Origin of the sequence: Kosakonia oryzendophytica (assembly GCF_027886705.1) — a bacterium.
In the GTDB taxonomy this organism is placed as follows: Bacteria; Pseudomonadota; Gammaproteobacteria; order Enterobacterales; family Enterobacteriaceae; genus Kosakonia; species Kosakonia oryzendophytica.
Window position 1 is genome coordinate 2,015,966 of sequence record NZ_CP115659.1, and the last position, 17,002, is coordinate 2,032,967.

General features: G+C 50.7%; 22 protein-coding genes and 3 tRNA genes. 17 read left to right on the forward strand and 8 right to left on the reverse strand.

The features are described 5' to 3' along the window. Window positions 1-3: 3 nt before the first annotated feature. The 3 genes from O9K67_RS09740 to O9K67_RS09750 form a co-directional block, all read right to left on the reverse strand. Window positions 4-747 carry an SDR family NAD(P)-dependent oxidoreductase gene (locus O9K67_RS09740; protein WP_061494316.1) on the reverse strand — a complete coding sequence of 248 codons (744 nt, stop codon included), beginning with the start codon at window positions 745-747 and terminating at the stop codon, window positions 4-6. A 3-nt stretch (window positions 748-750) separates the two neighbouring features. Beyond that, window positions 751-993 (reverse strand): hypothetical protein, encoded by a 243-nt coding sequence (locus O9K67_RS09745; protein WP_061494317.1) that lies wholly within the window; start codon window positions 991-993, stop codon window positions 751-753. An 82-nt stretch (window positions 994-1,075) separates the two neighbouring features. Next, entirely contained in the window at window positions 1,076-1,720 is a 645-nt protein-coding gene (locus tag O9K67_RS09750; RefSeq protein WP_061494318.1) for an acetyltransferase, read from the reverse strand. 490 nt (window positions 1,721-2,210) lie between these two features. Between O9K67_RS09750 and O9K67_RS09755 the strand changes: the two genes are divergently transcribed. The 7 genes from O9K67_RS09755 (at window position 2,211) to sdiA (ending at window position 7,977) form a co-directional block, all read left to right on the forward strand. Next, the gene (locus tag O9K67_RS09755) at window positions 2,211-2,930 is read left to right on the forward strand and encodes an RNA polymerase sigma factor FliA (RefSeq protein ID WP_061494319.1); all 720 of its coding nucleotides are present in this window, start codon (window positions 2,211-2,213) and stop codon (window positions 2,928-2,930) included. A 64-nt stretch (window positions 2,931-2,994) separates the two neighbouring features. After that, on the forward strand, window positions 2,995-3,546 hold the full coding sequence (gene fliZ, locus O9K67_RS09760; RefSeq protein ID WP_061494320.1) for a flagella biosynthesis regulatory protein FliZ: 552 nt from the start codon (window positions 2,995-2,997) through the stop codon (window positions 3,544-3,546). A gap of 83 nt (window positions 3,547-3,629) precedes the next feature. Beyond that, window positions 3,630-4,430, forward strand: a complete 801-nt coding sequence (gene tcyJ, locus O9K67_RS09765; RefSeq protein WP_061494321.1) for a cystine ABC transporter substrate-binding protein — start codon at window positions 3,630-3,632, stop codon at window positions 4,428-4,430. 108 nt (window positions 4,431-4,538) lie between these two features. Continuing rightward, window positions 4,539-5,525 carry a D-cysteine desulfhydrase gene (gene dcyD / locus O9K67_RS09770; protein WP_061494322.1) on the forward strand — a complete coding sequence of 329 codons (987 nt, stop codon included), beginning with the start codon at window positions 4,539-4,541 and terminating at the stop codon, window positions 5,523-5,525. 21 nt (window positions 5,526-5,546) lie between these two features. Next, entirely contained in the window at window positions 5,547-6,215 is a 669-nt protein-coding gene (gene tcyL / locus O9K67_RS09775) for a cystine ABC transporter permease (RefSeq protein WP_061494323.1), read from the forward strand. Further along, complete coding sequence (gene tcyN, locus O9K67_RS09780) at window positions 6,212-6,964, forward strand: L-cystine ABC transporter ATP-binding protein TcyN (protein WP_061494324.1); 753 nt, start codon at window positions 6,212-6,214, stop codon at window positions 6,962-6,964. Before tcyL ends, tcyN begins: the two co-directional genes overlap by 4 nt. 290 nt (window positions 6,965-7,254) lie before the next feature. Further along, window positions 7,255-7,977, forward strand: a complete 723-nt coding sequence (gene sdiA / locus O9K67_RS09785) for a transcriptional regulator SdiA (protein ID WP_061494325.1) — start codon at window positions 7,255-7,257, stop codon at window positions 7,975-7,977. Window positions 7,978-8,030: 53 nt separating this feature from the next. Here the strand turns inward: sdiA and O9K67_RS09790 are convergent, their stop codons facing one another. Beyond that, window positions 8,031-8,255 (reverse strand): DUF2594 family protein, encoded by a 225-nt coding sequence (locus tag O9K67_RS09790; protein WP_061494326.1) that lies wholly within the window; start codon window positions 8,253-8,255, stop codon window positions 8,031-8,033. Continuing rightward, complete coding sequence (locus tag O9K67_RS24820; RefSeq protein WP_456298816.1) at window positions 8,252-8,398, reverse strand: hypothetical protein; 147 nt, start codon at window positions 8,396-8,398, stop codon at window positions 8,252-8,254. The genes O9K67_RS09790 and O9K67_RS24820 overlap by 4 nt, the downstream gene beginning before the upstream one ends. 325 nt (window positions 8,399-8,723) lie before the next feature. On the opposite strand from O9K67_RS24820, the gene uvrY reads away from it, so the two are divergent. The 6 genes from uvrY (at window position 8,724) to O9K67_RS09820 (ending at window position 12,265) form a co-directional block, all read left to right on the forward strand. After that, entirely contained in the window at window positions 8,724-9,380 is a 657-nt protein-coding gene (gene uvrY, locus O9K67_RS09795) for a UvrY/SirA/GacA family response regulator transcription factor (protein WP_061494327.1), read from the forward strand. Further along, entirely contained in the window at window positions 9,377-11,209 is a 1,833-nt protein-coding gene (gene uvrC / locus O9K67_RS09800) for an excinuclease ABC subunit UvrC (protein ID WP_061494328.1), read from the forward strand. The genes uvrY and uvrC overlap by 4 nt, the downstream gene beginning before the upstream one ends. 56 nt (window positions 11,210-11,265) lie before the next feature. Further along, on the forward strand, window positions 11,266-11,814 hold the full coding sequence (gene pgsA, locus O9K67_RS09805; RefSeq protein ID WP_061494329.1) for a CDP-diacylglycerol--glycerol-3-phosphate 3-phosphatidyltransferase: 549 nt from the start codon (window positions 11,266-11,268) through the stop codon (window positions 11,812-11,814). Between the two features lie 149 nt (window positions 11,815-11,963). Beyond that, a tRNA-Gly gene (locus O9K67_RS09810) sits at window positions 11,964-12,039 on the forward strand. 52 nt (window positions 12,040-12,091) lie between these two features. Beyond that, window positions 12,092-12,165: transfer RNA gene (locus O9K67_RS09815), tRNA-Cys, on the forward strand. 13 nt (window positions 12,166-12,178) lie between these two features. Further along, window positions 12,179-12,265 (forward strand) — tRNA-Leu (locus O9K67_RS09820). Between the two features lie 140 nt (window positions 12,266-12,405). Here O9K67_RS09820 and tyrP read toward each other — a convergent pair. Continuing rightward, window positions 12,406-13,617 carry a tyrosine transporter TyrP gene (tyrP, locus tag O9K67_RS09825; protein ID WP_061499885.1) on the reverse strand — a complete coding sequence of 404 codons (1,212 nt, stop codon included), beginning with the start codon at window positions 13,615-13,617 and terminating at the stop codon, window positions 12,406-12,408. Between the two features lie 233 nt (window positions 13,618-13,850). Here tyrP and O9K67_RS09830 point away from each other — a divergent pair, with 233 nt between their 5' ends. Together O9K67_RS09830 and O9K67_RS09835 are read left to right on the forward strand one after the other, a co-directional pair. Continuing rightward, window positions 13,851-14,192, forward strand: a complete 342-nt coding sequence (locus O9K67_RS09830) for a hypothetical protein (RefSeq protein ID WP_061494330.1) — start codon at window positions 13,851-13,853, stop codon at window positions 14,190-14,192. Between the two features lie 65 nt (window positions 14,193-14,257). After that, window positions 14,258-14,497 (forward strand): YecH family metal-binding protein, encoded by a 240-nt coding sequence (locus O9K67_RS09835; protein WP_061494331.1) that lies wholly within the window; start codon window positions 14,258-14,260, stop codon window positions 14,495-14,497. 39 nt (window positions 14,498-14,536) lie between these two features. On the opposite strand, the gene ftnA is transcribed toward O9K67_RS09835, so the two are convergent. Together ftnA and yecR are read right to left on the reverse strand one after the other, a co-directional pair. Then, complete coding sequence (gene ftnA / locus O9K67_RS09840; protein ID WP_061494332.1) at window positions 14,537-15,034, reverse strand: non-heme ferritin; 498 nt, start codon at window positions 15,032-15,034, stop codon at window positions 14,537-14,539. 203 nt (window positions 15,035-15,237) lie between these two features. Then, window positions 15,238-15,570: a YecR family lipoprotein gene (gene yecR, locus O9K67_RS09845; RefSeq protein ID WP_061499888.1), complete on the reverse strand. Its 333-nt coding sequence runs from the start codon at window positions 15,568-15,570 to the stop codon at window positions 15,238-15,240. Window positions 15,571-15,830: 260 nt separating this feature from the next. On the opposite strand from yecR, the gene O9K67_RS09850 reads away from it, so the two are divergent. After that, window positions 15,831-16,469 (forward strand): RpiB/LacA/LacB family sugar-phosphate isomerase, encoded by a 639-nt coding sequence (locus O9K67_RS09850; RefSeq protein ID WP_061494333.1) that lies wholly within the window; start codon window positions 15,831-15,833, stop codon window positions 16,467-16,469. A gap of 398 nt (window positions 16,470-16,867) precedes the next feature. Beyond that, a complete protein-coding gene (azuC, locus tag O9K67_RS09855; RefSeq protein ID WP_017458329.1) occupies window positions 16,868-16,951 on the forward strand; it encodes a stress response protein AzuC in 84 nt (27 codons plus the stop codon). Window positions 16,952-17,002 lie beyond the last annotated feature (51 nt).

Sequence of the window (17,002 nt, forward strand, 5' to 3'; positions counted from 1 at the left end):
TCCTCAACCCATGCCGCCATCAACGCGGATGACCTGGCCTGTGGTGTAACTGGATGCGTCTGACGCCAGCCACAACAGCGTGTTGGCGACTTCTTCAGCGAGTCCAGGACGCTTCAGCTCGCAGCGTGACATTTGTCGCGCCATCACCTCTTCAGAAAGGGAGGCCGTCATCGCCGTGCTGATGACGCCAGGCGCTACGGCATTGACGCGAACGCCTTGTGGCCCTAATTCAGCAGACATGGTCTTGGTCGCCGCAATCCACGCCGCTTTAGCACTGGCGTAGGCCAGTTGGCCTGGATTACCGTCCAGCGCCGAAATGCTGGAGATATTAATGATGCTGCCTTTTTTCTGGCGCAGCATCAGACGGGCGATGTACTGGGTAAAGGCGATTTGCGAGAAGAAGTTGATGGTGAAGGTTTTTTGCAACTGCTCCAGTGTCACCATCTGGAAGTTGGCATCAAAATTTGCACCGGCGATATTCACCAGAATATCCACCGGTTTTTTCGCTTTCTGGATCGTCATCGCCGCCTGTTTTATTGCGTCGTTGTCGCTCAGATCGAAGTAAACCGGGACGATCTCGACCTGATAGTCGGCGCTAAGCTGCGCGATAAACTGGGTAAATTCCGGGGTTTCCGCCTGACAACAGGCGAAAACATTCGCGCCCGCTCTGGCGAAGGTTTCCAGCGTTGCCTTGCCGATACCCTGCAGGCAACCGGTGATAACGGCGGTTTTCGCTTTCAGCAACATGGCTTAGTCCTGAAGTTCAACGTCGTATTTCTTCAGGATCTCTTTGCCTTTTTCCCAGGAAGAAAATTCGATGATGTCATCGGTATCCATCATGATGTCGAAAGCGTCTTCCAGAGAGGCAATCATCGTCATGTGACCAACGGAGTCCCAGGACGGCGTATCCTGGTATTTATACCCGGCAAGGATCGCCTCATCCACTTCAAAGGTTTCGACAAAGATACGGTTATAGGTTGCTAAATTTGACATCGTGTTTCTCCAGAATCGCGTGGAAATTTCAGTAATATCTGTGCCGCGCTATCGCTGATGACCGCGCGGTGGAATAGGTTGCTCAACGAAAGACTTTTTTGTCATCGTTTGCGCGAATCGCTCTTGCCGGGTTACCCATGGCAATGACACCGGCGGCGATATTGGCAAATACCGCCGCGCCCATACTGATGATGGCGTCTTCTCCGATGACGGTGCATTCGCGAACGACCGCGTTCATACCAATAAATGTGCGCGGCCCCACCTGGCACTGACCCGCCAGATTGGCATAAGAAGAAATGACGCAGTCGTCTCCGATCTGGCAGTCATGGCCGAGGCTGGCGTTGGGTTGCAGGTGCACATTACGCCCAATCACCGTGTCGCAAGAGATAAAGGTGCCGTAACAGACCACACAACCTTCATGAAAGGTCACATCTGTGCTCACTTGCGCTCCCGGATGCACCAACACTGGCAAGGTAAAACCGGCGGTGCGGGCTTTATCTGCCAGCTTCCGGCGTAAAGCCGGTTCGCCCACGGCGATCACCACTTCATAGTCATTCGCGGTCAGACTCTCCAGCGTGACAACCGGGTGGCCTTTGAGCTGCCTGTCAGCATGTAAGTCATCGACAAAGCAGAATGCGTCCCAGCGCGGGTGGGCGGCGTTGATCTGTTTTGCCAGTTCGAGAACTTCTCTACCCAGCCCGCCTGCACCATAGATTGCCAGTTTCATCGTATCCTCGAAGTGCGATATTTCAGGGCATGACCGCCCGTATGCCTGACCATCCTGCTTGCGTCGGCGAGTCTCGCGCGGGTGCAAAAGAGACAGTCGGGATCAATGCCTTAATGTAAATGACCTGGGGGGGCTGTCAGGGTGCGAATAACCATCATTTTCTCTCGCTTATTAGCGGATAGAAACGTGCAGAAACGTTGGTCAGCAGCTAAAATTTCAATTAGGGTAAAGAGGTTTGGGGCGGTTCGTTAATAACAGCGACAATGCCGGAGCGACATTTTCAATGTAAATGTGAAAAATGAAGCTTTTTAGCATTGTTCATTTACCGCATTGATTATTCGATGTTTCTTCATTTTTAGATCCATTGAGTTCACTGCGATTCTTTTATTAATGCAAATAACCCCCCATTTCACCCATTATTCATCCGATTAAAACCACTCCAGAATCGGATAATCATGCCGATAACTCAATTAACGCAGGGCTGTTTATCGTGAATTCACTCTATACCGCTGAAGGTGTAATGGATAAACACTCGCTATGGCAGCGTTATGTTCCGCTGGTGCGTCACGAAGCATTGCGCCTGCAGGTGCGTTTGCCGGCGAGCGTGGAACTGGACGACCTGCTACAGGCGGGCGGAATCGGGCTACTGAATGCAGTAGACCGCTATGACGCCCTGCAAGGAACGGCATTTACCACTTACGCAGTGCAGCGTATTCGTGGGGCGATGCTGGACGAATTGCGCAGCCGTGACTGGGTGCCGCGAAGCGTCCGGCGTAATGCCCGCGAAGTGGCGCAGGCGATGGGGCAACTTGAGCAAGAACTGGGGCGTAACGCGTCGGAAACAGAAGTGTCGCAGCGTCTTGGCATTCCTGTAGAGGAATACCGTCAAATGTTGCTCGATACGAACAATAGTCAGCTTTTTTCCTACGATGAGTGGCGGGAAGAGCATGGCGACAGTATCGAGCTGGTGACGGATGATCATCAACAGGAAAACCCGTTATTCCAGTTAATGGAAAGTAATTTGCGTCACCGGGTGATGGAAGCAATCGAATCGCTCCCGGAACGTGAACAACTGGTATTAACGCTTTACTATCAGGAAGAGCTCAATCTCAAAGAGATTGGCGCTGTTCTGGAAGTAGGGGAATCTCGGGTCAGTCAGCTCCATAGTCAGGCCATTAAGCGCTTACGTACCAAGCTGGGTAAGTTATAGGTTGGTGATCCTGCATCGCCTCCTGGAGAAATGCCGTACAACGCATTGACAACCAGGAGTTATCATGACGGTGCAGCAACCTAAAAGACGGCCTTTAAGCCGCTACCTAAAAGACTTTAAACACAGCCAGACGCATTGCGCTCATTGTCACAAGTTGCTTGATCGCATCACACTGGTACGTCGGGGCGAAATCGTCAATAAAATCGCGATTTCGCGCCTCGATACGTTGTTGGATGAAGCGGCCTGGCAACAGGAGCAGAAAGAGTGGGTTGCGTTGTGTCGTTTCTGCGGCGATTTGCATTGCAAAGAGCAGAGCGATTTCTTTGATATCATCGGTTTTAAACAATATCTTTTCGAACAAACGGAAATGAGCCACGGTACCGTGCGCGAGTACGTTGTTCGCCTGCGCCGGCTGGGGAATCACCTCAGCGAACTTAATATTTCCCGTCAATTACTTGAAGAAGGCTTCCTCGACGAAAATCTGGAGCCCTGGTTACCCGCGACCAGCACCAACAATTATCGGATTGCGTTGCGCAAATACGCGCAATTTAAGGCGCAGATGCGCTTCACGGCAGTGCAAAAAGTCGCTGTCGGCGCAGTAACTGATATATATTGAAAAAGAATAACATGTAGCCGGGCCGTGCTTGAGCTTACCGTCAGGCACAGCACACTACAGTCAAATTCTTAATCGGGGTGACTATGAAACTAGCACTTTTGGGACGTCAGGCACTGATGGGCATGATGGCTGTCGCGCTGGTGGCCGGGATGAGCGCGAAAACCTTCGCGTCAGAAAACTTGCTCAGCAAAGTTAAAGAGCGCGGTACATTGTTAGTCGGTCTGGAAGGCACCTACCCGCCGTTCAGTTTCCAGGGTGATGATGGCAAACTGACGGGGTTTGAAGTGGAGTTCGCCGACGCGCTGGCGCAACACCTGGGCGTGAAAGCCACGCTGAAACCTACCAAATGGGACGGCATGCTGGCGTCGCTGGATTCTAAACGCATCGACGTGGTCATTAACCAGGTGACCATCACCGATGAGCGTAAGAAAAAATATGACTTCTCCACGCCCTATACGGTCTCCGGCATTCAGGCGCTGGTAAAAAAAGGTCACGAAGCGGATATTCACTCAGCCGCTGACCTGAAAGGTAAGAAAGTGGGCGTCGGTCTGGGCACTAACTATGAAGAGTGGCTGCGTCAGAATGTTCAGGGTGTTGATATTCGCACCTATGATGATGACCCGACAAAATATCAGGATCTGCGCGTTGGCCGCATCGACGCCATTCTGGTCGATCGCCTGGCGGCACTCGATCTGGTGAAAAAAACGAAAGACACGCTCGCCGTGGCGGGGGATGCGTTCTCCCGTCAGGAAGCTGGCGTTGCGGTGCGCAAAGACAATGATGACCTGGTAAAGGCAATTGATACGGCTATCGCAGAAATGCAAAAAGACGGCTCCTTAAAAGCACTGTCGGAAAAATGGTTTGGCGCGGATGTGACGAAGTAACCGTTGCCCGCAAAAAAAGGCGCTTAATCAAGCGCCTTTTTTATTTCATCAGTTTTAGGGTGCATAATAAAAATTAACATTCATCGTTTTCCGGTATCCGGAGGTTTTATGCCACTGCACAATTTGACCCGCTTTCCGCGCCTGGAATTGATTGGCGCACCCACGCCACTGGAGTACCTGCCACGTCTTTCCGACTACGTTGGGCGCGAGATTTTTATCAAACGTGATGATGTGACACCTGTCGCCATGGGCGGGAATAAGCTGCGCAAACTGGAGTTTCTGGCTGCCGATGCATTACGTGAAGGGGCGGATACGCTGGTGACGGCGGGTGCGATCCAGTCCAACCATGTGCGCCAGACAGCGGCGGTGGCGGCAAAATTGGGGCTGCACTGTGTGGCGTTACTGGAAAACCCGATTGGGACGATGGCGGAGAATTACCTGAGCAACGGTAACCGCTTATTGCTGGATCTGTTTTCTGCGCAAATCGAAATGTGCGAGGCGCTGAACGATCCCGTCGCGCAACTGGATGAGCTAGCGACACGTCTTGAAGCCCAGGGGTTCCGTCCCTATGTCATCCCCGTTGGCGGCTCTAATGCGCTGGGTGCCATGGGGTATGTGGAAAGTGCGCTGGAGATTGCCCAACAGTGCGAAGGGGCGGTGGGTCTTTCCTCTGTAGTGGTGGCGTCTGGCAGCGCGGGGACGCATGCCGGACTGGCTGTCGGCCTGGAACAGCTGATGCCAGAGGTTGAGCTGATTGGTGTGACGATTTCCCGAAGCGTTGCCGATCAAAAGCCAAAGGTAGTGACATTACAGCAGGCGATTGCACGTGAACTGGAGGTTCAGGCCACGGCCGATATTTTGCTGTGGGATGACTACTTTGCGCCGGGCTACGGCATGCCAAATGACGACGGCATGGAGGCAGTAAAACTGCTGGCGCGTCTGGAAGGTATTTTGCTCGATCCGGTGTACACCGGGAAGGCGATGGCCGGGTTGCTGGACGGCATAGAGCAGAAGCGCTTTAAGGATAACGGCCCCATTCTTTTTGTGCATACCGGCGGGGCGCCCGCGCTATTTGCCTACCATCCACATGTTTAACTCACGGGCAGAGTGCGCATAATGCAAGAGAGTCTGCAACTGGTCATCGATTCCGCCCCGTATCTGTTAAAGGGGGCGGTGTTTACGCTGCAACTGAGCATCGGCGGGATGTTTTTTGGGTTGTTACTGGGATTTGTGCTGGCGTTGATGCGCATGTCGCCACTGTTAGCCGTACGTTGGCTCGCCCGCTTCTATATCTCCATTTTTCGTGGCACGCCGCTTATTGCCCAGTTGTTTATGATTTACTACGGGCTACCTCAGTTTGGTATTGAACTGGATCCGGTTCCCTCGGCGATGATTGGCCTGTCGCTCAACACCGCTGCCTATGCCGCCGAGACCCTGCGTGCGGCGATCACGGCTATCGATAAAGGGCAGTGGGAGGCCGCGGCCAGTATTGGCATGACGCGCTGGCAGAGACTACGTCGGGCCATTCTTCCTCAAGCCGCGCGTGTTGCATTACCGCCCCTGAGTAACAGTTTTATTAGTCTGGTGAAAGACACCTCTCTGGCGGCGACCATTCAGGTGCCGGAACTGTTTCGTCAGGCGCAACTTATCACCTCTCGTACGCTGGAAGTGTTTACGATGTATCTTGCCGCCTCACTGATCTATTGGGTGATGGCGACGCTCCTTTCCACGCTGCAAAACTATTTTGAACATCAGCTCAATCGGCCGGAGCGCGAGACAAAATGAGTACGATCGAAATCAGAAATCTGGTGAAAACGTTTCATGGTCAGACGGTGCTGCACGGCATCAATCTTGAGGTGCAAGAGGGGGAGGTGGTGGTGATTATCGGCCCGAGCGGCTCCGGTAAAACGACCTTGTTGCGCAGTATTAATTTGCTGGAGCAACCCGATAACGGCACGATCCGCGTGGGGAACATTACCATTGATACCGCTCACGCCATCAGCCACCAAAAGACGGCGATACGCCAGTTGCGCCAGCATGTGGGTTTTGTCTTTCAGAACTTCAATCTGTTTCCACACCGTACCGTGCTGGAGAACATCATTGAAGGGCCGGTGATTGTCAAGGGTGAGCCAAAAGCGGAAGCGACCGCGCGCGCCCGTGAGCTATTGGCAAAGGTGGGTTTAAGCGGTAAAGAGATGAGCTATCCACGGCGGTTATCCGGTGGGCAACAGCAGCGCGTGGCGATTGCCCGTGCGCTGGCGATGCGCCCGGATGTCCTGCTGTTTGATGAGCCTACATCCGCGCTGGATCCAGAACTGGTTGGGGAGGTTCTGACCGCCATTCGCCAACTGGCGCAGGAAAAACGTACCATGGTGATCGTCACCCATGAGATGAGTTTTGCGCGCGATGTGGCCGACCGGGCCATTTTTATGGATCAAGGGCGGATTGTGGAAGAGGGGGCCGCGAAAGCGCTATTCAGCGAACCGCAGCAGCCACGTACGCGTCAGTTTCTGGAAAAATTTCTGTTACGGTAATAAGCGCGCGATTCCACCCGTGCATTTCATTGAATGGCAATGAGTTTACTTAAGTTAAATTTGCTGGCGGTGGATTAACGCATACAGAATATAAGGACATATTAATGCCGCCCCGCATTGTGCCTGAAAAAACAGGTGGTTTTTCCTTCCTGATGATGTCGTAAAACCCGTCAATAAATCCAATTTATTTCCAGATATCCCGATATTTTATATTCATAATTAAGTTTTATGTGTTAGTTTGTTGTATACAAAATAATGATTATTAAAACTCAGGGGTATTACCGGTCGGTATGCAGGAGAAAGATTTTTTTACCTGGCGGCGTGAAGTCATGTCACGTTTTCAGGAGATGACAACGGCAGAAGAGATTTATTCGGAGTTGCAGCGCCAGACGCAGCAGCTGGAATTTGATTATTTTGCGCTTTGCGTACGTCATCCGGTGCCGTTTACACGGCCAAAGATTAGCGTTGAAAGTACGTATCCGCAGGCGTGGATGTCGCACTATCAGGCGGAGAATTACTTCGCCATTGATCCGGTGCTGAAAGCGGAGAATTTCATTCAGGGTCATTTGCCCTGGAGTGATAAGCTTTTTCACGATGCGATGACGCTATGGGATGCCGCGCGCGATCATGGTTTGCGCAAAGGGATATCTCAATGTCTGATGTTACCGAATCACGCCATGGGCTTTCTGTCTGTTTCTCGTAATAATGTGTTTGGCAAGATGATGGCAGACGACGAAATTGAGATGCGCCTGCAAACGCTGGTGCAGATGAGTTTGCTCATGCTCACCCGTCTGGAAAACGAGATGGTGATGGCGCCTGAGATGAAATTCAGTAAACGAGAAAGAGAAATACTGAAGTGGACGGCGGAAGGGAAAACGTCAGCGGAAATCGCGATGATCTTGTCTATTTCCGAAAATACGGTCAATTTCCATCAGAAAAACATGCAGAAGAAATTCAATGCACCGAATAAAACGCAGATAGCTTGCTATGCAGCGGCGACCGGGATGATTTGATTTCTGCGCACCAGACATAAGCGGCTGCCAGGTTACCCGGGCAGCCGTTTCTATTACTGGCGATAAGCTTGTTTAATCTGCTTAACAGTGCTGGAAAACACGGCCGCCTGCGTTTCATCTTCCATCTGGTCGATTTGCTTTTCCATTTTAAGGATGACGCGGCCTGCGTCAGCCTGACCCATTGCCTGCAGCATCAGTGTCATCAATGATTTCAGGCAGGAAACCTCCAGTGCCAGTTCCTTTGCATTATCAGCAGTGGAAAAATCCGGTGTGCTCAATTTATTTTCCTCATTACGTTGCCGCGCAACTGCGCGACGATCACTGTCAAAGCGGCGGAGTATACCATAAGGCCGGCAAAAGATAGCAGTGGTTGTTTTTTGATCGTTGTTGGCTGGTTTATTAAATTAAACTGCTGATGCATTAAAAACACACAGTTTTTGGTTTGTCCGAAAATATATGTTTACTACAGGTTTAGTCAGAGTTAATTGTTGTTACAAATCATTCGGGATAATTATCGATAGCAGAAAAACGATTTTTTGGTAACTTTATGAAAATTGGTGTTTAAGTTTTTTCCCGCTGCGCTTGAGGGCGGAAGAAAAGTTTCCGCTTTTTGCTACTCTAATTTCCAGAAACGAGAGCGAAATCCAGTCGCCACTGTTTTTAGTCGTTCACTGTTAGGTAAAAAAAAGCTAATATACGGTGAATTAGTTTTCAGCAGCGTTATCCCTAATTCCGGAGATACTCCTTTGATCAACGTACTACTTGTTGATGACCATGAACTGGTGCGCGCAGGGATACGACGCATTCTCGAAGATATTAAGGGCATAAGAGTCACAGGCGAGGCCTGTTGTGGTGAGGACGCCATCAAATGGTGTCGCGCCAATTCCGTTGATGTTGTATTGATGGATATGAACATGCCCGGCATTGGCGGTCTTGAAGCCACGCGCAAAATCGCGCGCGGCAATGTCGACACCAAAGTCATTATGCTCACGGTCCACACCGAAAATCCTCTGCCTGCCAAAGTGATGCAGGCTGGCGCAGCGGGCTACCTCAGTAAAGGCGCAGCACCACAGGAAGTGGTTAATGCTATCCGATCTGTCCATTCCGGTCAGCGTTACATCGCCTCTGATATCGCGCAGCAAATGGCGCTTAGCCAAATCGAACCCGAAAAAACAGACTCGCCATTCTCCACTTTGTCTGAGCGCGAATTGCAGATTATGCTGATGATCACAAGAGGCCAGAAGGTCAATGAGATCTCGGAACAGTTACATCTAAGTCCGAAAACGGTGAACAGCTATCGCTACCGGATGTTCAGTAAACTGAACATTCACGGTGACGTCGAATTGACGCACCTTGCCATTCGCCATGGTTTGTGCAATGCGGAGACGTTAACAAGTCAGTGACTGAAGTTTTTGATTCGAAATCATTTCTTAAAACGGTTACCAGTAAACCCGGTGTCTATCGTATGTATGATACCGGCGGTACCGTTATCTATGTAGGTAAAGCGAAAGACCTGAAAAAACGGCTTTCCAGCTATTTTCGCAGCAACCTGGCGTCGCGCAAGACTGAAGCGCTGGTCGCGCAGATCCAGCAAATTGATGTGACCGTTACGCACACGGAAACGGAAGCGCTGCTGCTTGAACATAACTACATCAAGTTGTACCAGCCTCGTTATAACGTGCTGCTGCGTGATGACAAATCCTATCCCTTTATTTTTCTTAGCGCGGATACGCACCCACGCCTGGCGATGCACCGCGGGGCGAAACACGCCAAAGGAGAATATTTCGGCCCTTTCCCGAACGGTTATGCAGTGCGTGAAACCCTGGCGCTCTTACAGAAAATTTTCCCGGTGCGCCAGTGTGAAAATAGTGTTTATCGCAACCGTTCACGCCCGTGTTTGCAATATCAAATTGGCCGTTGCCTTGGGCCATGCGTTGCCGGGTTAGTGAGTGAAGAGGAGTATGCGCAACAGGTGGATTATGTGCGCATGTTCCTGGCGGGCAAAGACGACCAGGTGCTGACGCAGCTTATCGCGCGTATGGAAAAAGCCAGCCAGGCGCTGGAGTTTGAAGAAGCCGCTCGTATTCGCGATCAGATCCAGGCGGTACGCCGTGTGACAGAAAAACAGTTTGTATCCAATACGGGCGATGACCTGGATGTGATTGGCGTCGCGTTTGATGCAGGTATGGCCTGTGTTCATGTGTTGTTTATCCGGCAGGGAAAAGTGCTGGGGAGTCGCAGCTACTTCCCGAAAGTGCCTGGAGGTACGGAACTGGGTGAAGTGGTCGAAACCTTTGTCGGCCAGTTCTATTTGCAGGGAAGCCAGATGCGTACGTTGCCTGGTGAGATCCTGCTGGATTTTAATCTGAGCGATAAAACGCTGCTCAGCGACTCGCTGTCGGAGCTGGCCGGGCGACGCATTAATGTGCAGACAAAACCGCGTGGCGATCGTGCCCGTTATCTGAAGCTGGCGCGCACCAACGCAGCAACGGCGCTCAGCACCAAACTTTCGCAACAGTCCACGGTTCATCAACGTCTTGCTGCGCTGGCCAGCGTACTGGAGCTGTCAGAGGTTAAACGTATGGAGTGCTTTGATATCAGTCATACCATGGGAGAACAGACGATTGCGTCCTGCGTGGTGTTTGATGCCAATGGCCCGCTACGTGCAGAGTATCGCCGCTATAACATTACCGGGATCACCCCTGGGGATGATTATGCTGCAATGAACCAGGTACTGCGCCGCCGCTATGGTAAGGCCATTGAGGAGAGTAAAATCCCGGATGTGATTTTAATCGATGGCGGCAAAGGGCAACTGGGGCAGGCGAAAGCGGTTTTTGCCGAGCTTGACGTTCCCTGGGACAAGCATAAACCCTTGCTGTTAGGGGTAGCGAAGGGGGCCGATCGTAAAGCCGGGCTGGAGACGCTGTTCTTCGAACCGGAAGGCGAGGGCTTCAGCCTGCCGCCGGATTCTCCTGCGTTGCATGTTATCCAGCATATTCGCGATGAATCACACGATCATGCGATCAGCGGGCACCGGAAAAAACGTGCGAAAGTGAAAAATACCAGTACGCTGGAGACCATAGAAGGTGTGGGCCCAAAACGCCGCCAGATGTTGCTGAAGTATATGGGCGGTTTGCAAGGGTTACTTAACGCCAGTATTGAAGAAATTGCAAAAGTGCCGGGCATCTCCCAGGGACTGGCAGAAAAGATCTTCTACTCGTTGAAACATTAAGGGCTCTGTAGCAACATAGAGCGAATATCCACGGACAACAGACAGTTAACGCCGCTATGCGATTCAATATCCCTACGTTGCTCACCCTTTTTCGCGTCATCCTGATTCCGTTTTTCGTGCTGGCGTTTTATCTGCCTTTCCAGTGGGCTCCGTTTGTTTGTGCGCTGATTTTCTGCTGCGCCGCGGTGACTGACTGGTTTGATGGTTTTCTGGCACGCCGCTGGAACCAAAGTACACGTTTTGGCGCTTTTCTTGATCCGGTTGCCGATAAAGTTCTGGTGGCGATCGCCATGGTGCTGGTGGCTGAACACTATCATAGCTGGTGGGTAACATTGCCGGCCGCTACGATGATCGCCCGCGAGATCATTATTTCCGCGTTACGTGAATGGATGGCGGAGATGGGGAAACGCAGCCGCGTGGCGGTATCCTGGATCGGGAAAGTCAAAACGACATCACAGATGGTGGCACTGGTGTGGCTACTGTGGCGCCCGAATGTGTGGGTGGAATATGCCGGGGTTGCGTTGTTCTTTGTTGCGGCCGTGCTGACGTTATGGTCTATGCTGCAATACCTGAATGCAGCGCGCGGCGATTTGCTTGATCAGTGATCGTTTCGTCGTAATTTTCAGCAAACGATCTGCCTTTTGAAAAATATCGTTGACTCAGTGCGTCAGGTAAGTAGAATGCAACGCATCGGAAGGCAGCGTAGCTCGTCAGAAGATAATAAAATCAAGTGATTAGAACAATACTTGATAATGCGGGAATAGCTCAGTTGGTAGAGCACGACCTTGCCAAGGTCGGGGTCGCGAGTTCGAGTCTCGTTTCCCGCTCCAGTTTAAGGCATCGGCTATTTTAGCGGATGCAGGCTGAAAAGCTGAAGAATCTGGCGCGTTAGCAAAGCGGTTATGTAGCGGATTGCAAATCCGTCTAGTCCGGTTCGACTCCGGAACGCGCCTCCAATTTCTTCCCGAAGCCCGGATGGTGGAATCGGTAGACACAAGGGATTTAAAATCCCTCGGCGTTCGCGCTGTGCGGGTTCAAGTCCCGCTCCGGGTACCATTGGGAAATAGCAGAATAATCAAAGCAATAAGCAGTGTCGTTAAACCACCGAAAGGTGGTTTTTTTGTGCCTGTAATTTGCTGTCCCCATAAAAAACGCGCGAGCCATACTATGCTCGCACGTTTTCTTTATTGCTACCGTCAGCCCACTTCCGGCAGTATCCCGGCAACGATAGAAAATTGAATAGCGATAATGGCGATACCCGCGGCAAAAATCAGGCACAGCGCTGGTCTACCGCCCAGCACACGGTATTCTCCCTGCGGATGATGTTTACGGCTTTGCCAGGCCAGCATTGACGGCAACAGCAGCGCAAGCACAGAGAGCGCGACACCAGCATAACCCAGCGCCATTACAAACCCGCGGGGATAAAACAGAGCAAATGCCAGCGGGGGCAGAAAGGTGATCAGGCCTGTTTGCAGGCGACCGGGCGCATTATTTCGACGCTGGAAAAGGTCGGCGAGATAGTCGAATAATCCAAGCGAGACCCCCAGAAACGACGTTGCCAGCGCCAGATCAGCAAAGAGATGCACTGCCAGCTCAACATGGGGAGAGGCGACAACTTCGCGTAACGCCTGCAACAGACCGTTCAGACCAGCCTGGCTGGCCAGCAGTCCGAGGAAGGTAGACGAATCAATGCTACCGAGCGTGGCAAGTTGCCAGAAGATATAAGCAACCAGTGGAATGGCGCTGCCAGTGATGAAAATCCCGCGCAGTTTCCGAATTTTGCCGCTCATATAACTGACGATACTGGGCACGCTGCCGTGAAAACCAAACGAGGTGAAAATCACTGGCATTGCCGACAAGGCCAGACCTTTTTCCAGTGGAAGGGTTAACAAATTGGCCTGATGCACATGCGGCATCAACAACGCCAGCATAACCACCAGGAAAATGATCTTCGCGCTGAACAGAAAACGGTTAAACAGATCGACCAGGGAAGTGCCAATGCATACAACGCCTCCGGCAATAACGGTGAACATCAGTACACCCGCGGTAGGGGAGAGCTGCAAATCGAACCATTGATTGAGACTTGAGGCCAGTAATTCGCCCGCGCCGCTAATATAAGCCGCCGTAAGAGCATACATCAAAAACATCATGCTAAAACCGGTAACCCACTGCCCGTAGCGCCCCAGATAGCGCCGTGCCAGCGACCCAAGCCCGGTGTCCGCCGGAACGTGCTGGTAAACTTCCAGCAGCAACAGCGCGGTGTAGCACATCACTCCCCACAGCGTAAACAGTAAAACCAACGTAGTGGCAAACCCCACACCTGCTGCCGCCAGCGGCATTGCCAACATTCCTGCACCAATGGTGGTGCCGGCAACGATAAAAACACTTCCAAGCGTCCGATTTTTCACGCTTTCCTCTGTAATAACACGCACAACCAATTCAATATGCCGCGCAGAGTAAGGGAATTCAGTGATTTCGTCAAACGACCGTTACACGGTGTGTAATTATATGTTTACGGATGCGGTTGTCGGTCATCTGCCTAAGGAGATCCGGGGATTTGACTACTTCATCAGGGGAATAGGTTTGCACGACAATTCGCAGTAATTTAAAAAACGATAACGTATAAAAAAAGAGGAAGCGGATGCAGAGTGTCAATCCCTGCATGGCAAGGTGGTCGCGCAACGGAAATTTACTGTGTCACGGTCACTGGATCATTAGCTGGATGGATAAGCCAGTCAATTTGCCCGAATCGCGGCGAGAGAAAGATATGGGCACGTGGGCCATCTATTCCGTTATTGATCCCGATGATGAGACATTTGCGCAGGGACTGGAAGAAGACGCGTGGATTATCGAAAATGTCGACTGGCTAACCGATCTGTTCTATGCCCATGATATTGCGCTGGAAACGGAAAACTACCGTTATTTTTATCAGGCGGTCAATAAGCAGGACTGGCGATGTACCAGCTGTGCCGGATGCATGTAAACCTGTCTTAGCGCAACATTAGCCCTTAATGTTGCGTTTATTATACATCTTTTTGAGGAGGATTTATGGCATCGGTTCACGGTCATGAAGTACTGAATATGATGATTGCAACGGGCGAGCACTATTCAAATGAGAGTCTGGCGGCGGCAATTATCGCCCGTTTTGGCGCGGATACGCGTTTTCATACGTGCTCAGCCGAGGGAATGACAGCGGTGGAACTGGTTGCGTTTCTTGCAGCCAAAGGAAAATTTATTCCTGTTGAAGACGGCTTTTCCACTCACGAAAGTAAAATCTGTAACCATTAATAATACGGGCGGCAAAGAGAAACCTTACCGCCCGTTTAATTAATTCTGTGCGTCGAGTGTAGCCAGCTCTTTATCGACGAAATAGAGACCTTCACCACTTTTACCGACCAGCGATAATTTATCGATCACCGATTTAAACAGTTTCTCTTCTTCGTGCTGCTCCGCCACATACCATTGCAGGAAATTAAAGGTTGGATAATCTTGCATGGTCATTGCAACGTGGGCCAGTTCGTTAATTTTTTGCGTGATCAGCTGCTCGTGTTCATATGTCGCACGGAACAGAACATCCAGCGAAGCATAGTCTGCAACCGGCGATTCAATCGCGTTGATACGCGGGAGACTTCCGGTATCTGTCAGATAGTCGAACAGGCGTTGCATATGGGTCATTTCTTCCTGCGCATGACGGCGCAGAAATGCGGCCGCGCCTTCGAAACTGTGGAAACTGCACCATGCGCTCATTTGTTGATAGAGCAGGGAAGAAAACAGTTCCAGATTCATTTGTTCATTTAATTTTTCAATCATCTCTGCTTTTAACATGGTGCGCTCCAGGAAATAAACCATTGATATAAGAGCGGTCACTATAATTTGTTATTTAATTATTTGCAAAAGGTAAAATAAAAAATACATCTCTTAAAAAGAGAATGAGAATAACACGCATTGCGCCGCAGCAATAAATAAATGAGAATTGTTTTGATTATTAATAAAAGAAAAAGCCAGCGTATTTTCGCTGGCTCGGGGAATTACCAGGTGGGCGTTGTGTGATTAAAAGCCATACCGCGACACTGGTATTGCAGCGTCACTGTTTTGTTCATGCAGGCAGAACCGCTGATCAGGCTACAGGTTTCTACCGGTTTGCCATAAAAGAAGGCGGTGGCGTACCCCATCTGCTGGCACTGTCTATTTGCCGTCCTTTGCGCGTCGTTTTGATCATAGGTTGCGTTTTGCATCATCTGCTGGTCAAAGCTCAGACGCACCAACCCACTGGTAGTGTCCACTTCACTGATTTTTGCCTCTTTGGTGATGGTACAGCCACTAAGCAGCACCAGCGAGGCAACTAAAGCAATTGTTTTCATGAAATCGCCCTGATTCATTTTGGCATGATCTCATCTTATCGTGTTGATTTGGAGGCAATCGGTGGAATAGCCAGCGGAACTGCCGCTATTCATTGAAACGGTCAGGCGATCCGATTGCGGAGGACTTCTACAGACGGGTAAAACTGTGAGCGGCATTTTGATTTTTAAAACCATTTTTCATTAAATTTGAAAGTATGTTTGCCAGGTAGTAAGGTTTACTCAACCTTTGCTATCTGACGCATGCTTACAGGAGATCAAAAATGAAAATTGCACTGATGATGGAAAACAGCCAGGCGGCGAAGAACGCCATCATTCTCAAAGAGTTGAAAACCGTTGCTGATGAGAAGGACTTCCCGGTATTCAACGTAGGAATGAGTGACGAAAATGACCATCATCTGACCTACATCCATCTGGGGATTATGGCCAGCATTCTGCTTAATTCTAAAGCGGTTGACTTCGTGGTTACCGGTTGCGGCACCGGGCAGGGGGCGCTGATGTCGCTGAATATCCATCCGGGCGTGGTGTGTGGCTACTGTATCGATCCGGCTGATGCCTTCCTGTTCGCGCAGATCAACAATGGTAACGCGTTGGCACTGCCATTCGCTAAAGGCTTTGGTTGGGGGGCCGAACTCAACGTGCGCTTTATCTTTGAAAAAGCGTTCACTGGCCGTAAAGGTGAAGGCTATCCGCCGGAGCGTAAAGAACCGCAGGTGCGTAACGCGGGTATTCTGAATCAGGTTAAGGCCGCTGTGGTAAAAGAGAATTATCTTGATACCTTGCGCGCGATTGACCGTGAACTGGTGAAAACCGCCGTTTCGGGTGAACGCTTCCAGCAGTGCTTCTTTGAAAACTGCCAGAACAAAGAGATCGAAGCGTTCGTTCGCAACGTTCTCGCCTGATGATCAGCAGGCCGCAATGCACCATTGCGGTCTGTTTTACGTCGCTTTTTCCTGCAATACTGCGCTGCGCGCATGTTTTATCAGCCGTAGCGTGTCCACCATCCCGACCCGGCCAATCAGTGCGATACAGACGAACACCCGTCGAAAGCTCCATCCTGCCTTCTGCGAAGGGGCTTTCAGTCATTCATCTTCCTGCTGCCTGCAAAAATATTTGATAATGACAAACAAATTTTTAAAGTGCTAACTGGCTGATTTATGATTCTGTTTTTAACAAAACTGCTGCATCTCTGTTTTTTGAAGCGTGATTTCCATCACATAAGGCTTGATTTATGTGATGGGGGTCATATTATGTACGCATTGAAACGTAACGCCTGCATAACACATCGCCGGAGTAACAAATGAAACTGCGTAAGATTCTGAAGCACATGTTCGAAACCTATTGCAAAACCTTCAAAGACGTCCCGCCAGGCGCGATGTTCTGATGATAAAAAACCTGCTGAGGCAGGTTTTTTTATGCCCGCAATCCGTTACGT

Bases quoted from the DNA above. Each gene is read 5' to 3' on its own strand.
- O9K67_RS09740 (WP_061494316.1), bottom strand. From the start codon at position 747: ATGTTGCTGAAAGCGAAAACCGCCGTTATCACCGGTTGCCTGCAGGGT.
- O9K67_RS09745 (WP_061494317.1), bottom strand. From the start codon at position 993: ATGTCAAATTTAGCAACCTATAACCGTATCTTTGTCGAAACCTTTGAA.
- O9K67_RS09750 (WP_061494318.1), bottom strand. From the start codon at position 1,720: ATGAAACTGGCAATCTATGGTGCAGGCGGGCTGGGTAGAGAAGTTCTC.
- fliZ (WP_061494320.1), top strand. From the start codon at position 2,995: ATGACGGTGCAGCAACCTAAAAGACGGCCTTTAAGCCGCTACCTAAAA.
- tcyJ (WP_061494321.1), top strand. From the start codon at position 3,630: ATGAAACTAGCACTTTTGGGACGTCAGGCACTGATGGGCATGATGGCT.
- dcyD (WP_061494322.1), top strand. From the start codon at position 4,539: ATGCCACTGCACAATTTGACCCGCTTTCCGCGCCTGGAATTGATTGGC.
- tcyL (WP_061494323.1), top strand. From the start codon at position 5,547: ATGCAAGAGAGTCTGCAACTGGTCATCGATTCCGCCCCGTATCTGTTA.
- tcyN (WP_061494324.1), top strand. From the start codon at position 6,212: ATGAGTACGATCGAAATCAGAAATCTGGTGAAAACGTTTCATGGTCAG.
- sdiA (WP_061494325.1), top strand. From the start codon at position 7,255: ATGCAGGAGAAAGATTTTTTTACCTGGCGGCGTGAAGTCATGTCACGT.
- O9K67_RS24820 (WP_456298816.1), bottom strand. From the start codon at position 8,398: ATGCATCAGCAGTTTAATTTAATAAACCAGCCAACAACGATCAAAAAA.
- pgsA (WP_061494329.1), top strand. From the start codon at position 11,266: ATGCGATTCAATATCCCTACGTTGCTCACCCTTTTTCGCGTCATCCTG.
- O9K67_RS09830 (WP_061494330.1), top strand. From the start codon at position 13,851: ATGCAGAGTGTCAATCCCTGCATGGCAAGGTGGTCGCGCAACGGAAAT.
- O9K67_RS09835 (WP_061494331.1), top strand. From the start codon at position 14,258: ATGGCATCGGTTCACGGTCATGAAGTACTGAATATGATGATTGCAACG.
- ftnA (WP_061494332.1), bottom strand. From the start codon at position 15,034: ATGTTAAAAGCAGAGATGATTGAAAAATTAAATGAACAAATGAATCTG.
- yecR (WP_061499888.1), bottom strand. From the start codon at position 15,570: ATGAAAACAATTGCTTTAGTTGCCTCGCTGGTGCTGCTTAGTGGCTGT.
- O9K67_RS09850 (WP_061494333.1), top strand. From the start codon at position 15,831: ATGAAAATTGCACTGATGATGGAAAACAGCCAGGCGGCGAAGAACGCC.
- azuC (WP_017458329.1), top strand. From the start codon at position 16,868: ATGAAACTGCGTAAGATTCTGAAGCACATGTTCGAAACCTATTGCAAA.